The following is a 13,208-nucleotide window of genomic DNA, read 5'->3' as shown; positions in this document are numbered from 1 at the left end:
ACTCCCAATATTACGACTACAGTAGGGATTGTTGCTCATAAACGACGAGGAAGGGAACGTTATGAACATCGCCGACGACGCCGACCGTTTGCAAACACTGCTGTACAGTGCCTACGACTCCGATACCGTGCGCGACATGGAACGTCCGCTGCTTGACGACGGCGTACCGCTGATGCGCATGGCCGCCTCGGCAGCGGCCCACGTGACCATGACGCTGCTCGACGACGAGGATCTCACCATCGAAGATGCGCGCGTGACCCTGCTTGTGGGCGCGGGAGACAATGGCGGCGACGGCCTGTACGTCGGCGCGGAATTAGCGAACGAAGGCGCGCACGTCACTGCGATCGCCGTGGGCCGCTCCCTGCACGAGGAGGCTTTCAGCGCGTTCGTGCACGCCGGAGGCCGCATTCTCGCACTCGACCCCGCCGCCGAAATCCCCGGATGCACCATGGGCTTCTCCGCAGGAGAGGCCGGCGAACGGCTGCAGGCCGCAATAGAGTACGCCCAAGGCTCCCATGTGATCATCGACGCAATGACCGGCATTGGCGTAAGCGGCGCGTTGCGTGGCATCGCAGGCGCTATCGCATCCTCCTTGGGATTCGATAGCAAACTACCCGACAGGCCCGCCTTACCGAACAATGAACCCTCCTCCGATCTGCCGCTTGTCGTGGCGATCGACACACCGTCCGGCGTTGGCGTGAATGACGGCTCGCTGCCGGGACCGTATATTCCGGCAGACGTGACGGTGACGTTCGGCGCGATGAAGCCGTGCGCGATGGTGCCGCCCGCCTCGTATGCATGCGGACACCTCACTTTGGTCGATTTCGGCTTCGATATCGATGATTGCGTTCCCGCGACCGAAATGACGGATGGCGATTTCGTAACGGATTCGATCCGTCTGCCGCAGCTTTCGGACGGCAAATATTCACGTGGAGTGGTCGGCTTAGTGACAGGTTCCGCACGTTACCCAGGTGCAGCCGTGTTGTCTTCCACTGCCGCCGCACGAACCAACACAGGCATGGTGCGTTATCTTGGACCACAACGCACGCAGGATATGGTGCTTTCCTCGTTGCCTGAGGCGGTGATCGGCAAGGGACGCGTCCAATCGTGGGTGGTTGGCTCCGGCGTTCCCGCAGGCGATGACGAAGCGTCCGACTCCGACTTCCAGCGCAAAACCATAGCCGCGCTGCTGAAGCACTATGCGCTGCCGCAAGAAACCGACCTTGACGACGATGTCGATGCCAGGCATGCAGGCGCACTGGATATGCCACCAATCGTGGTGGACGCCGGAGCCTTGGATTTGCTACCAGATAAGGTGCCGGCTCAAGTGGTCGTCACCCCGCACACCGGAGAGCTGGCCCGCATGCTGACTCGGCTGGGCGAAAACGAAGTCGGTGTCGACGAGGTGCGGGCGCAGCCGCTTGCCTGCGCCCGCAAACTCCGTGAGCTGACCGGTGCGACCGTATTGCTGAAGGGCGCGGTGACCATGGTGGTGGGCACTGATGGCGAGAGTAACGAGCGTGTGATTCTTTCCGGTCGCGCACCGGCATGGATGTCTACCGCAGGATCGGGTGACGTGCTCGCCGGCATGTTGGGAGCCCTGCTCGCACAGCAGGACGACATGCTTACTGAGGATCCGGCATTGGTTCCCGAGGTCGTGGCTGCCGGCGCCTACATGCATGGTCTTGCGGGAGCGATCGCATCGCAATCCGAACAGCGCGGATGGCATCGTCCGCAAATCTACGGTCATTCCAAAAAGCAGCATTTCGGAGAAATCGGCCATCCAATCATCGCCAGCGATATTATCGACAGTATTCAGCCCGCATTTTTACAATTACTTTAATTGTGCAACAAATTTACTGAATACCAGCCCCAGCGTCGGTTACTTTGCGTTACACTGACGTTGCCAATCCGTATTTTGCAGGAAGGATTTTCATGACCTCCCCCAGTGCCAACGTCACCGATGTGGTCTTTGATTTTTGCGGCGTGCTCATCGACTGGCAGACGCGCGCATGCCTTGAAGGCAGGTACCCCCAAGTAGTTGTGGACCGTATTTGCGCAGATAATGATCCGTGCGGTTTCTACGATTATGAGGATCGTATGGACCATGGCGAAGATTTCGAAGACATTTATCCCGACGTGGTACGCGAGCAGGGTGAGGAGATCGCTGAAATTTTCCGCGATTACATCGAACGCTATGGCGATGCGCTCCCCCGCATGATTCCGGATATGGAACAGCTGCTTCGTGATTTGAAGGCTGCAGGCTACGGCGTGTGGGGGTTGACGAATTGGTCGCACGAGACGTTCCATTTTGCTTTCGAACGGTTCCCTCAGCTGGAGGAGTTGTTGCAGGGCACGGTGGTGTCTGGTGTGGAGAAGATGCACAAGCCAAATGCCGACATCTACGAACTGGCACTGAGCCGTTTCAATCTCAGGCCGGAATCCAGCGTGTTCTTCGACGACACCGCGAAGAACGTCACTGGCGCACAGGCCGTGGGCATGCATGCGTTCTGCTTTACTAACGCCGATCAGGCTCGCCGCGATCTGAAATCTTTGGGCATGGATTTTTAAATCTTCGCTCGTGCCTTCATGGCGGAGGGATAGTAAATTTTCATCATGCAGGTCGACGAGCCGGTGCCGCCGATCACGCCGACAACAGTGCCTGCAGGAATAGTGAGATTGATGTCGGAAAGCACGTTTTCGCGTGTTTTGCCAGCCAGAGCCGCAGCAGCTCCTTCACTGATTTCAATTGGGTCTCCTGAGTTCAGTCATCAAACTTTCCCCAGCCCACCAACGGCGTTTGTCAATGTTGTATTTGCGTTCTGCGGCAAGACGACGGTATCTAGATCGCTATGACGTTACTTCAGTTTTTCCGCGAACCTCGACTGCGGCGGAATAGTAGATAGCTGTACGCATAGGGAACGAGCGCCGCACAAATCGCTATCGCCACAATAATTGCAGCCATGAGCATGTCGCCCACAGGCACGACAGAGCTGACAACGCCCGCTACGACCAATAACACTCCCAATACCATGAAAGAGATGCCACCTACACGCTGCGTACGCTTCCAATTGTTCTCATCAGCCAAAGCCCAAGGCGTTCTGATGCCGAAAGTGTAATTCTGGCGCATGCGCGGAAGGTAATTGCCTAAGCCGACGAACAGCGCTCCCAGCACCACGCTGATGATAAGTCCAACAGGACCACCAGTAGCCGGGATCACACCGAATGCGGTGGCTTCGGTGAACCATGTGGCACCGCACATAATGAGCGTGAACGCGATGACGAATCCACGATACAGTCCGCTGGCCTTCATGTAGTTTTCTCCCTTGGGATCCATCTTCGGGATGACGAGGAAAAGTCCCAAGCACAGCAACGGTAATATATCAAGAATCAACGTTACGGCACGCGGTCCATAACCATTGACCGAACCATCGGCGCTCCAATGAATTGGCACGTTTTCGGGAAGCCGACTATAGCAGGCAAGATGTGCGATGATGTTGACTACACACAGTGCAACAAGCACAATGCACAGATTGCGTCCGATCGGAGCGATCTTCTCCCCCGAATCAGTCTTGTTCTTGTCTTTGGTATTGTTGATGTTGTTATCGAAAGCCTTTTTGAAATCGTTCAAGTTATTCCCGCGCATAAGACCCTCCTTTATTTATTGCCTGTTTGATCATTCGCTTGATTGACGTTTCCATCGCTGTCCATGAATCCCATGAACCATCCGATCAGATCCTGCATCACCGTGGTGTTGAGACTGTAGATGATGTTCTGCCCGTGCCGTTCGTCGGTTACCAGTCCCGCAGTTTTCAACGTGGTCAGATGGTGGCTGATCGATGGTTTGCTCATGTTGAATTGTTCCGCGAGTTCACCAGCCGTCATGTCACGTTCGCGCAGTAATTCCAAAATGCGCCGTCGCGTGGGATCGGAGAGCGCCTTGAATCCCTCTCCCGCCATGCATTCCTCCTTCACTTCGCAATGTTTAAACATTTTCTTATTTAGATAATTATCTAAATATCTACCGCGGACATGTATGCGTTACGTTTCGCGCATTATGGTGGGAAGCATGATTGATTGGAGCAGCTAGGACTGAGTTTTCACAGAAAAAGGCGCGCCTTACCCGTATGGTGGAGCAATGGTGCGCCCGGCATCTCACTTGACAGTCGCAAATTATGGAATCGTGGATCTGTCATAACGACCAGTTCACGATGATTCGACCTGTTTTAACGGTTGGTCGATAGTGATATGGTTTACTGCTTCTGGTCGTAGGGCGGGTTGATCATGCGGTCACGCCAATAGTAGACGTCATCATGTTCGCCGATTTCTCGATACACCTTGCATGGCTGTCCGAATGCGACCACATTGGCGGGAATGTCCTTGATAACCAGCGAGCATGCGCCAATCACCGAATTGTCGCCAATGGTGACGCCGGGAAGCACGGTAACGTTGGCGCCCAACCACACATTACGGCCGATGACGACCGGCATCGAATACTGTGTGACCTTCTCGCGCAGGTCAGGACGAATCGGATGGCCGGTGGTAACGATAGTGCAGTTCAGGCCGATCATGGTATGTTCGCCGATATGCACTTCACCATCATCAACCAACGTGAGGTTGAAATTGGCGTAAGCGTGCGCACTGAAATACGTGTTGCATCCCCAATTGGCATGCAACGGCGGTTCGATATAAGCGTCCTCGCCGAATTCGCCAAGCAGTTGGCGTGCGATTTCGTTGCGTTGCGTCATTTGGCTGGGGCGGGTTGCGTTGAAGTCGTACAGCAGTTCCATCTGTTCCTGCTGCGCTTTGATCATCTCTTCGTCATCGCAGGTGTAGATCAGTCCGGAATTCATAGTGTCAAGCACTCGTTGCGGCACAGTCATGGCAGCCTCCTTGCAGTCGTTCATGTCCGTTGTGATTATATATGAATCTGCCATATATAGGGAGTTACAGAGGCAACAAGCCACGCCTTCGAAAACATGAGCAGAAGCGCTTCGCGTTCGTGGGTGGTGGGGTAGCATATTGTTGGTTTTGTCATTTTGATTGTTAATCACAAGTCAATAGTCGAAGGAGGATCATGACATATTCCAAGAATGCGCCGTTCCGCGCCGATGTGGTCGGTTCTTATCTGCGTCCGGACAAACTCAAGCAGGCTCGCGCAGATTATGCTGCAGGTATTATTGATGCCGCCGGGTTGAAGGCTGTCGAAGACAGGCTGATCGCTGATCTGGTTGCCAAGCAGAAGGCCGCCGGCCTGCATGTCATCACCGATGGTGAATTCCGTCGCGGCTGGTGGCATTTCGATTTCATGTGGGGCTTCAATGGCGTGGACCATGTCGCCGCCGCCCATCGCGTTGCCTTCCATGACGAGGTCACTCCCGCCGACACTGCCACGGTGACCGGCAAGCTCGACGGACACGATCATCCGTTCGTGGAGCATTTCAAGTTCGTCAAGCAGTTTGAAGATGACAATACCGTAGCTCGTCAGACCATGCCTTCCCCAGCGCAGACCCGTTTCGTGCTTACCGGCAACAAGAACGCCTACCCGTACGACGAGTTCTACAAGGATGACGACGAGCTGACCGCGGATATTGTGGCCGCATATCGTCAGGTCATCGCCGACCTGTATGCCGTCGGCTGCCGTAACGTGCAGTTCGACGATTGCACGTGGACTCGCCTGTGCGACAAGAGCGTGCGTGAGCGTCTCGGCTGGAGCGACGAAGATGCGGCTCGCCTGCAGCAGGAGAATCTCGACGTGATCAACGCGGTGATCGCTGACCAGCCTGACGACCTGGTGATCAACACCCATATCTGCCGCGGTAATTTCCATTCCACATGGCTGTCATCCGGCGGTTACGCTCCGGTCGCAGCCAAGCTGTTTGGCGAAGAGAACGTGGACGCCTACTATCTGGAGTTCGACGACGACCGTTCCGGTGACTTTGCGCCACTGGCTGAGGTTTCCGGTGATAAGCAGGTTGTGCTTGGCCTCATCACCTCCAAGAGGTCGGAACTTGAAGATCCGGAAACGATCAAGGCTCGCATCTACGAAGCGGCCCAGTATGTGCCGTTGGAGCGTCTGTGCCTGTCCACACAATGCGGTTTTGCCTCCACTGAGGAAGGCAACAAGCTCACTGAGGAGCAGCAGTGGGCTAAGATCGCACTCGTAAGGTCCATCGCCGAAGAAGTCTGGGGCGAATAATCCAAGCCAATGCCCGGTACGACCAGCTTATGCCATGGTCGCACCGGGCATTGTGTTATTCGATGATGTGGACGCGGAGCATTGGACGAAACGTATAATACGGAACAGCAATCGCGAAATCATAACATCGCAGACAGGGGAAGCTATGAGAAAAGTGGCTTTTATTTGCGTGCATAATTCATGCCGCAGCCAGATTGCCGAAGCGTTGGGAAAGCATTTACGCGGAACCGATTTTGATTTTTATTCCGCAGGTGTGGAAACCAAGCCGCAGATCAATCAGGATGCCGTACGACTCATGAGAGAGCTTTACGGCATCGACATGGAGAAAACGCAATACTCCAAACTGATTTCGGATATTCCAAAACCTGATATCGCGATTTCCATGGGCTGCGACGTGGGATGTCCCTATATCGGCAAGGCTTTCGACGATAATTGGAATCTGTCAGATCCAACCGGGCAAAACGATGAGGCTTTCATTACTGTTATCCGTCACATCGAAGAGAACATCATGAAGCTCTAAAGGGTCTTGACCAGCATCCGTTCGACGCCAACCAAGACCCTTCCAAAGCATTTTAGGTGAACACCATCGTATTGCGGATGAAAGTGTCGGCATAGTCGTACGGATGGTCGGCGACTTCCTCGGCACTGACCATGCCTCCCCGGCCGCTTCCGGCATACCCCTCAGAAAAGCTTGCCCGACCAGTAACCCAACTCACACTCATCAACACGATCCGTCATATCGAAGTGGCCTGCAAGGAGAGTTTCGCTGTGAGTTGCGCGGCAAGGACGTAATACTGATGAAGACGATGCATGCGAAAGTGACGACTGGCCTGACTCATCTATGGGCTTCGATGAAAGTTACGTCCAGTGCAGGGCGTAAGTTCATAGCCAACACATAAAGCAGGGGGGCTCCCCTAACGGAGCTGAGATAGGCGAATGCCTGACCCTTTGAACCTGTTGGTTAACACCATCGTAGGGAGCGGAGAATGAGTGCCACAGCACACACGCATTGCCAGCGTCAATTGGCATCCGTAAGAGTCAACGCAACAGGCGCGTCAGCTAAACAGCCTGCATCGCGAAATCATTAATCGTAATTTCGTTTCCATCCCATGTATCCAAGAATGCGGGCGTGTCAGCATACCCATTTACTGACGAATTCAAATTTTCCCAACCCAAAACAGCATAATCAAGGGGGAATCATGAACAATTATCCATATGCGTCGATGCGAGACAGCTTCGACCTGAGCGCCTATCTTGTGGTAGGACCGCAGGATTGCAAAGGCCGACCGATCACCGACGTTGTCGATGATGCGTTGCGCGGGGGCGCAAGCTTCATCCAACTTCGCGCCAAAGACGCTGATGCGAAGGATCTTACCGACATGGCGCGTGATATCGCGCAAATCATCGAAGACAACAATAAGTCGGATTCCGTGGCATTCGTAATCGACGACCGTGTGGACGTGGTCTGGCAGGCCCGCAGCAAAGGCATCAAGGTCGACGGCGTTCACATCGGACAGACCGATATGGAACCGCGCGAAGCCCGTGCACTGCTTGGCGAAGATGCCATCGTGGGATTGTCGGCGGAAACGGAAAGCCTGGTCAAACTCATCAACGAATTGCCCGACGGCTGCATCGACTATATCGGTGCTGCGCCGTTGCATGTTTCCGTCACCAAGCCGGAAGCGTCCGTAGGCGGCAATGACGGTTCCGGTCGCACGCTTGACGAAGAGCAGATCAACACTATTTGTTCAGCCAGTGGTTTTCCGGTAGTGGTAGGCGGTGGCGTGACCGCAGATGATATGGAAATGCTAGCGCATTCAAAGGCGGCAGGCTGGTTCGTGGTGTCCGCGATTGCAGGAGCCGATGATCCGGAAGCCGCAACCCGCAATATGGTAGCGCGCTGGAAAGCCGTACGTAGCGACGCAAAGCACGGGTACGCACCACGCATGAAAGCCCAGAAAACAGCGGAAATCAACCCTGACAACACAGCCGACGGCGCATCCGGCGAAAAGAAGTTCACCAATGCGAAGGAAGCCAAGGCCGCATCCAAGCTCGCCAAGCAACAGCGTGTCGACATTGCCGCACGCGATTCCAAGCAGCGAGACAAAGCCCATATTCGTAAAACCACGCCGGTGCATTTCGAAAACGAATTCGGTTCCTACGATCTGCAAGTGCCGTACACCGAAATCAAACTGTCTGACACGCCTGGCGTCGGACCGAACGCACCATTCAAGGATTACAACACCGAAGGTCCGAAATGCGATCCGAAGGAGGGTCTCGCTCCCCTACGTCTGGACTGGATTCTTGACCGTGGAGACGTCGAGGAGTATGAAGGACGTCGCCGCAATTTGGAAGATGACGGCAAACGCGCCATCAAACGTGGCAAGGCTTCCAAGGAATGGCGCGGCCGCCAGCATAAGCCGATGAAGGCCAAGGATCATCCGGTGACGCAAATGTGGTACGCACGCCACAACATCATCACACCGGAAATGCGCTATGTGGCGGAACGCGAGCATTGTAGCGTGGAACTGGTGCGCAGCGAACTGGCCGCAGGACGTGCCGTCATGCCTTGCAATATCAACCATCCCGAAGCCGAGCCCATGATCATCGGCTCGAAGTTCCTCACCAAGCTCAACGCCAATATGGGCAATTCGGCGGTCACTTCGTCTATTGACGAGGAGGTGGAGAAGCTCACGTGGGCCACCAAGTGGGGTGCCGACACTGTAATGGATCTGTCTACCGGCAACGACATTCACACCACTCGTGAATGGATTTTGCGCAACTCCCCCGTGCCGATTGGTACCGTGCCAATGTATCAGGCGCTCGAAAAGGTGGAGGATGATGCGTCCAAGCTCAGCTGGGAACTGTTCCGTGACACGGTGATCGAACAGTGCGAACAGGGCGTGGACTATATGACGATTCATGCCGGTGTGCTGCTGCGTTTCGTGCCGTTGACGGCGAACCGTATGACAGGCATTGTTTCGCGTGGCGGTTCGATCATGGCTGAATGGTGTTTGCAGCATCATCAGGAAAGCTTCCTGTATACGCATTTCGATGAATTGTGTGAGATCTTCGCCAAGTACGATGTGGCGTTCTCACTGGGTGATGGACTTCGTCCGGGATCGCTTGCCGATGCGAACGATGCGGCACAGTTTGCCGAACTGATGACTTTGGGCGAGCTTACCCAGCGTGCATGGGAACACGACGTGCAGGTGATGATCGAAGGGCCTGGCCATATTCCGTTCGACACCGTGCGCATGAACATCGAAATGGAAAAGGCGATCTGCAAGGACGCGCCATTCTACACGCTTGGACCGCTCACCACTGACACCGCTCCCGGCTACGACCACATCACGTCGGCGATCGGCGGTGTGGAAATCGCCCGCTATGGTACTGCCATGCTGTGTTATGTGACACCGAAGGAACATCTTGGGTTGCCGAATAAGGACGATGTGAAGCAAGGTGTGATCGCATACAAGATCGCCTGCCATGCAGCTGATATCGCCAAGCATCATCCGCATGCCATCGACCGCGACAATGCCATGAGCAAGGCACGTTTCGAATTCCGTTGGCTCGACCAGTTCAACCTGAGCTACGATCCGGACACCGCCATCGCGTTCCATGATGATACTTTGCCGGCCGAGCCTGCGAAAATGGCGCATTTCTGTTCGATGTGCGGTCCAAAGTTCTGCTCCATGGCCATCAGCCAAAACATCCGCAAAAAATTCGGTAATGCCGAAGCACAGGAGAAGCTCGTCGCCGACGCGCAAACCATCGCTGCCGGCATGCAAGCCATGAGCGAGCGCTTCCGCGAGCAGGGCGGCCATCTGTACCAGTAGACCGAACTGTAGTAGGTTTTTGTGACGAACGGGATTGTCTGGTGTGGTAGAAGGCCGGGCAATCCCTTTTTGTTGCTTGTATGGCGATACGGAGCACTCCGATAGAGACACTCTTTTGAGTGTAAGACTGACCCGTCAAGCCGGTCTGTCTCCATTGAGCGAATATCTGGCTGGTTTTGTCGAGCACGGTTTTGGTGGTCTCCAACTGTGTGCGGGCCTCGTCAATCTACACTTGCACGGAAACCAACTAGGATGATGCGGAGTCAATCTACGCTTGAGCGATGGAAAGCTGCGTCTGCGCGGTCACCGCTTGCTGCACCGCGTCTATTTCGCTTTGCTGCAATTGGTTTTCCGTATCCTCGATCTGTGTGATCGGTAGTCCACTATCCAGACAAGAGGGTATAAGTGCTCCCCCACAGTCAGCACATGGCTCTAACCTGAGTTTATGACTCTTCTTCAGCTGAAATATATTGTGAAGATCGTGGAATGCGGTTCCATGAACGAAGCCTCGCACGAACTGTACGTGTCACAGCCCGCGTTGAGCTCATCTGTGAAGGAACTCGAGAACGAGCTTGGCATCGAGATCTTCACCCGCTCGTCGCAAGGCATCGCCTTGACCGTGGACGGAGCGGAATTCCTCACCTACGCGCGCCAGGTGCTCGACCAAGCGTCGCTGCTCGAAGAACGTTACAAGAACGCGAAGCCACGCAAGCAGCTGTGCTCCGTGTCCACACAGCATTACATGTTCGCTGTCGAAGCGTTCGTGGAAATGATCAACTCCATCAAATCCGACGAATACGAGTTCACCATTCGTGAGACGCGCACCAAAGACATCATCAACCAAGTGGCGAACATGCTTTCCGAAATCGGCATCATCTATCTGTCCGATTTCAACAAGGACGTGATCGGCAAGATGTTGCGCGAAAAGCATTTGGAATTCCATCCACTGTTCCGCGCCCCGTTGCATGTGTTCATTTCGCGCAGCAATCCGCTGGCCGGCAAGAAGAAAGTCACGATGGACGATCTGAAGCCGTTCCCGTTCATCCAGTACGAGCAGGGCGAGGAGGGCAGCTTCTTCTTCGCCGAAGAGGCGGTCTGGCCGGAATACTCTCCCAAGCAGATCAACGTGACCGACCGTGCGACGATTCTGAACTTCATCATCGGTCTGAACGGCTATACCGTGTGCACCGGCATCGATAACGGCGATCTCAACAATGAGAAAATCGTGACCGTACCGCTTGACACCGATGAGACCATGCTGGTCGGCTGGATCACGAACGAGCGTGCAAAGCTGTCGAAGGCCGCGGAAAACTATTTGGAGAAGCTCAAGTCGGTGGTGGCCGACCATGGATACAACCTGATCGACTGAGTGCACATCGACTGGATGCACTCTGCTATGAGATATGAAAAGTGCCTCGCACCGATGCTTTCGATTGGTGCGAGGCACTTTTTTACATGTTCGACTATAGGATCCTATACGATTCACCTATGGAATTCAGGCGCCATACTGCTTCAGATAGGCGTCGGCAGCGGCCTTGATATCGTCGGTCACGTACGCGGTGCCGTCAGCGGTTTCGATATGCTGGCCGGCTTCGAAGATCTCACGCACATTGGCGATGGCGAACACCGGGAAGCCGAACTCTGCTTCGACTGCCTTCACCGCGGACATGTCGGAATCCTTGGTCTTTTCCATACGATCCACGGAAAGCACCAAGCCAACGACCTCCACATTCGCTTCGGCTTTGAGCTTGGGAATGACCTCGCGTACTGCGGTGCCTGCGGTCATCACATCGTCGACGAGCAGCACCTTCATACCGTCGGTCAACTGGGTGCCGACCATCATGCCGCCGTCGCCATGATCCTTCTTCTCCTTGCGGTCGAAGGTGTAGCCGACTTCCATACCGTGGTCGGAAGTCAGAGCGATTGCGGTGGAGACGCCCAGCGGAATGCCCTTGTAGGCAGGGCCGAAAATGGTGTCGATGTCGTCCGGTAGATTGCCTGCTTCGATTTCTGCCGCGATCTTCTCCGCATAGAATGCGCCGAGTGTGGCGATCTTACGTCCGTCGTTGAATGCGCCAGCATTGATGAAATACGGCGACTTGCGACCGGACTTCAGCGTGAACTCGCCGAATTTCAGTGCCTGTGCTTCCAGCAGGAACTTGGTAAAACGGTGGTCGAGGGATTCAGTCATGTCATGCTCCTTTGATGAATAATCGAGGTCAGCGCCAAGTTTCGCCCTTGGCGAGCTTGTCTGCGAGTTCGGGGCGTGCGTCGAGTAGGTCGTCGAGTTCGCGGGCCACGCGCAATGGTGCGGTCGGTTCGAACAGTGCGGCTGCGCCGACTTCCACGGCGTTCGCGCCGGCATACAGGTATTCGAGCGCCTTCTCACCGGAATCGATGCCGCCGATGCCGATGATCGGAGTTTTCGGTAATGCGGAGCGGGTCTTCCACACGGCCACGAGTCCCATCGGCAGCACGGCCGGTCCGGAAACGCCGCCGGTCACATGGTCGATGATCGGCTCTCCAGTGCGAATGTTAATGCGCATGCCAAGCAGTGTGTTGATCATGCTCAGCGCGTCGGCGCCGCTTTCCACGGCCGCTCGGGCAGGCACGGTGATGTCGGTGACGTTCGGCGTGAGCTTGACAATCATCTTCTTGTCGGTGAGCTTGCGCAGTCTGGTGATCAGACGGCTCAATGCCACCGGATCGGTGCCGACGCTCATACCTCCGGCGGACACGTTCGGGCAGCTCACGTTGATTTCCAGCATGTCGGCAGGCGAATCGTTCAGCTTGGACACGACTTCGACATAGTCGTCATCGCAGTGGCCGGCCACATTGGCGATGACCGTAGCGTTGATGGCCTTGAGCTTGGGCAGGTCGTCTTCCAAATAATGGTCCACGCCCGGGTTCTGCAGGCCGACCGCGTTGATGTTGCTGGATGGGCCTTCAGCGGTACGGATGCCGGGATTGCCTTCCCATGGCACCGGGGAGACGCCCTTGGTGGTGACCGCGCCCAGTTGGCTCACGTCGTAGAACCAGCGGACCGCCGCATACTGGAAGGTGCCGGAAGCCGTGGCGACCGGATTCTTCCACGGCACGCCCGCCACCTGCGTGGAGTGCTTCCATTCGTACGAACCGTACAGGTTCTCATGCTGGGTATCGTCGATCAT

Annotated in this window: 13 protein-coding genes and 1 riboswitch; of the genes, 6 read left to right on the top strand and 7 right to left on the bottom strand. The window is 55.4% G+C overall.

All coding sequences use genetic code 11. The features are described 5' to 3' along the window. The first annotated feature begins 61 nt into the window (after window positions 1-61). Complete coding sequence (locus BBCT_RS04460) at window positions 62-1,843, top strand: bifunctional ADP-dependent NAD(P)H-hydrate dehydratase/NAD(P)H-hydrate epimerase (RefSeq protein WP_033512866.1); 1,782 nt, start codon at window positions 62-64, stop codon at window positions 1,841-1,843. Window positions 1,844-1,935: 92 nt separating this feature from the next. Then, a complete protein-coding gene (locus tag BBCT_RS04455; RefSeq protein WP_003834933.1) occupies window positions 1,936-2,571 on the top strand; it encodes an HAD family hydrolase in 636 nt (211 codons plus the stop codon). Here the strand turns inward: BBCT_RS04455 and BBCT_RS09615 are convergent. From BBCT_RS09615 to BBCT_RS04440, 4 genes are all read right to left on the bottom strand, one after another. After that, on the bottom strand, window positions 2,568-2,696 hold the full coding sequence (locus BBCT_RS09615) for a hypothetical protein (RefSeq protein WP_003834934.1): 129 nt from the start codon (window positions 2,694-2,696) through the stop codon (window positions 2,568-2,570). The genes BBCT_RS04455 and BBCT_RS09615 overlap by 4 nt on opposite strands. A gap of 167 nt (window positions 2,697-2,863) precedes the next feature. Continuing rightward, window positions 2,864-3,646: an SdpI family protein gene (locus BBCT_RS04450; RefSeq protein WP_003834935.1), complete on the bottom strand. Its 783-nt coding sequence runs from the start codon at window positions 3,644-3,646 to the stop codon at window positions 2,864-2,866. A gap of 11 nt (window positions 3,647-3,657) precedes the next feature. Next, entirely contained in the window at window positions 3,658-3,960 is a 303-nt protein-coding gene (locus BBCT_RS04445) for an autorepressor SdpR family transcription factor (RefSeq protein WP_033512869.1), read from the bottom strand. 293 nt (window positions 3,961-4,253) lie between these two features. After that, the gene (locus BBCT_RS04440; protein WP_033512871.1) at window positions 4,254-4,883 is read right to left on the bottom strand and encodes a sugar O-acetyltransferase; all 630 of its coding nucleotides are present in this window, start codon (window positions 4,881-4,883) and stop codon (window positions 4,254-4,256) included. 194 nt (window positions 4,884-5,077) lie between these two features. Between BBCT_RS04440 and BBCT_RS04435 the strand changes: the two genes are divergently transcribed. Both BBCT_RS04435 and BBCT_RS04430 read left to right on the top strand, forming a co-directional pair. Next, the gene (locus BBCT_RS04435; protein WP_003834938.1) at window positions 5,078-6,199 is read left to right on the top strand and encodes a 5-methyltetrahydropteroyltriglutamate--homocysteine S-methyltransferase; all 1,122 of its coding nucleotides are present in this window, start codon (window positions 5,078-5,080) and stop codon (window positions 6,197-6,199) included. A gap of 145 nt (window positions 6,200-6,344) precedes the next feature. Next, the gene (locus BBCT_RS04430; protein ID WP_033512885.1) at window positions 6,345-6,719 is read left to right on the top strand and encodes an arsenate reductase/protein-tyrosine-phosphatase family protein; all 375 of its coding nucleotides are present in this window, start codon (window positions 6,345-6,347) and stop codon (window positions 6,717-6,719) included. Between the two features lie 52 nt (window positions 6,720-6,771). Here BBCT_RS04430 and BBCT_RS09150 read toward each other — a convergent pair whose 3' ends face one another. Then, window positions 6,772-6,921 (bottom strand): hypothetical protein, encoded by a 150-nt coding sequence (locus BBCT_RS09150; protein ID WP_003834940.1) that lies wholly within the window; start codon window positions 6,919-6,921, stop codon window positions 6,772-6,774. Between the two features lie 170 nt (window positions 6,922-7,091). After that, window positions 7,092-7,195: riboswitch (TPP riboswitch) on the top strand. 200 nt (window positions 7,196-7,395) lie between these two features. On the opposite strand from BBCT_RS09150, the gene thiC reads away from it, so the two are divergent. Beyond that, the gene (thiC, locus tag BBCT_RS04425) at window positions 7,396-10,038 is read left to right on the top strand and encodes a phosphomethylpyrimidine synthase ThiC (protein ID WP_128805900.1); all 2,643 of its coding nucleotides are present in this window, start codon (window positions 7,396-7,398) and stop codon (window positions 10,036-10,038) included. Window positions 10,039-10,483: 445 nt separating this feature from the next. Then, on the top strand, window positions 10,484-11,407 hold the full coding sequence (locus BBCT_RS04420; RefSeq protein WP_003834942.1) for a LysR family transcriptional regulator: 924 nt from the start codon (window positions 10,484-10,486) through the stop codon (window positions 11,405-11,407). A gap of 126 nt (window positions 11,408-11,533) precedes the next feature. Here the strand turns inward: BBCT_RS04420 and pyrE are convergent, their stop codons facing one another. Next, window positions 11,534-12,229, bottom strand: a complete 696-nt coding sequence (gene pyrE, locus BBCT_RS04415; protein WP_003834943.1) for an orotate phosphoribosyltransferase — start codon at window positions 12,227-12,229, stop codon at window positions 11,534-11,536. A 28-nt stretch (window positions 12,230-12,257) separates the two neighbouring features. Then, window positions 12,258-13,208, bottom strand: a complete 951-nt coding sequence (locus BBCT_RS04410; protein ID WP_003834944.1) for a dihydroorotate dehydrogenase — start codon at window positions 13,206-13,208, stop codon at window positions 12,258-12,260.

Origin of the sequence: Bifidobacterium catenulatum DSM 16992 = JCM 1194 = LMG 11043, assembly GCF_001025195.1 — a bacterium.
Lineage (GTDB): Bacteria > Actinomycetota > Actinomycetes > Actinomycetales > Bifidobacteriaceae > Bifidobacterium > Bifidobacterium catenulatum.
The sequence above is the reverse complement of the archived record's forward strand: the minus strand, read 5'-3'. Positions and strand labels throughout refer to the sequence as shown.

What these genes read in the sequence shown, in the direction of transcription:
- BBCT_RS04460 (WP_033512866.1), top strand. Translation starts at nt 62, where the DNA reads ATGAACATCGCCGACGACGCCGACCGTTTGCAAACACTGCTGTACAGT.
- BBCT_RS04455 (WP_003834933.1), top strand. Translation starts at nt 1,936, where the DNA reads ATGACCTCCCCCAGTGCCAACGTCACCGATGTGGTCTTTGATTTTTGC.
- BBCT_RS04450 (WP_003834935.1), bottom strand. Translation starts at nt 3,646, where the DNA reads ATGCGCGGGAATAACTTGAACGATTTCAAAAAGGCTTTCGATAACAAC.
- BBCT_RS04445 (WP_033512869.1), bottom strand. Translation starts at nt 3,960, where the DNA reads ATGGCGGGAGAGGGATTCAAGGCGCTCTCCGATCCCACGCGACGGCGC.
- BBCT_RS04440 (WP_033512871.1), bottom strand. Translation starts at nt 4,883, where the DNA reads ATGACTGTGCCGCAACGAGTGCTTGACACTATGAATTCCGGACTGATC.
- BBCT_RS04435 (WP_003834938.1), top strand. Translation starts at nt 5,078, where the DNA reads ATGACATATTCCAAGAATGCGCCGTTCCGCGCCGATGTGGTCGGTTCT.
- BBCT_RS04430 (WP_033512885.1), top strand. Translation starts at nt 6,345, where the DNA reads ATGAGAAAAGTGGCTTTTATTTGCGTGCATAATTCATGCCGCAGCCAG.
- BBCT_RS09150 (WP_003834940.1), bottom strand. Translation starts at nt 6,921, where the DNA reads ATGAGTGTGAGTTGGGTTACTGGTCGGGCAAGCTTTTCTGAGGGGTAT.
- BBCT_RS04420 (WP_003834942.1), top strand. Translation starts at nt 10,484, where the DNA reads ATGACTCTTCTTCAGCTGAAATATATTGTGAAGATCGTGGAATGCGGT.
- pyrE (WP_003834943.1), bottom strand. Translation starts at nt 12,229, where the DNA reads ATGACTGAATCCCTCGACCACCGTTTTACCAAGTTCCTGCTGGAAGCA.
- BBCT_RS04410 (WP_003834944.1), bottom strand. Translation starts at nt 13,208, where the DNA reads ATGATCGACGATACCCAGCATGAGAACCTGTACGGTTCGTACGAATGG.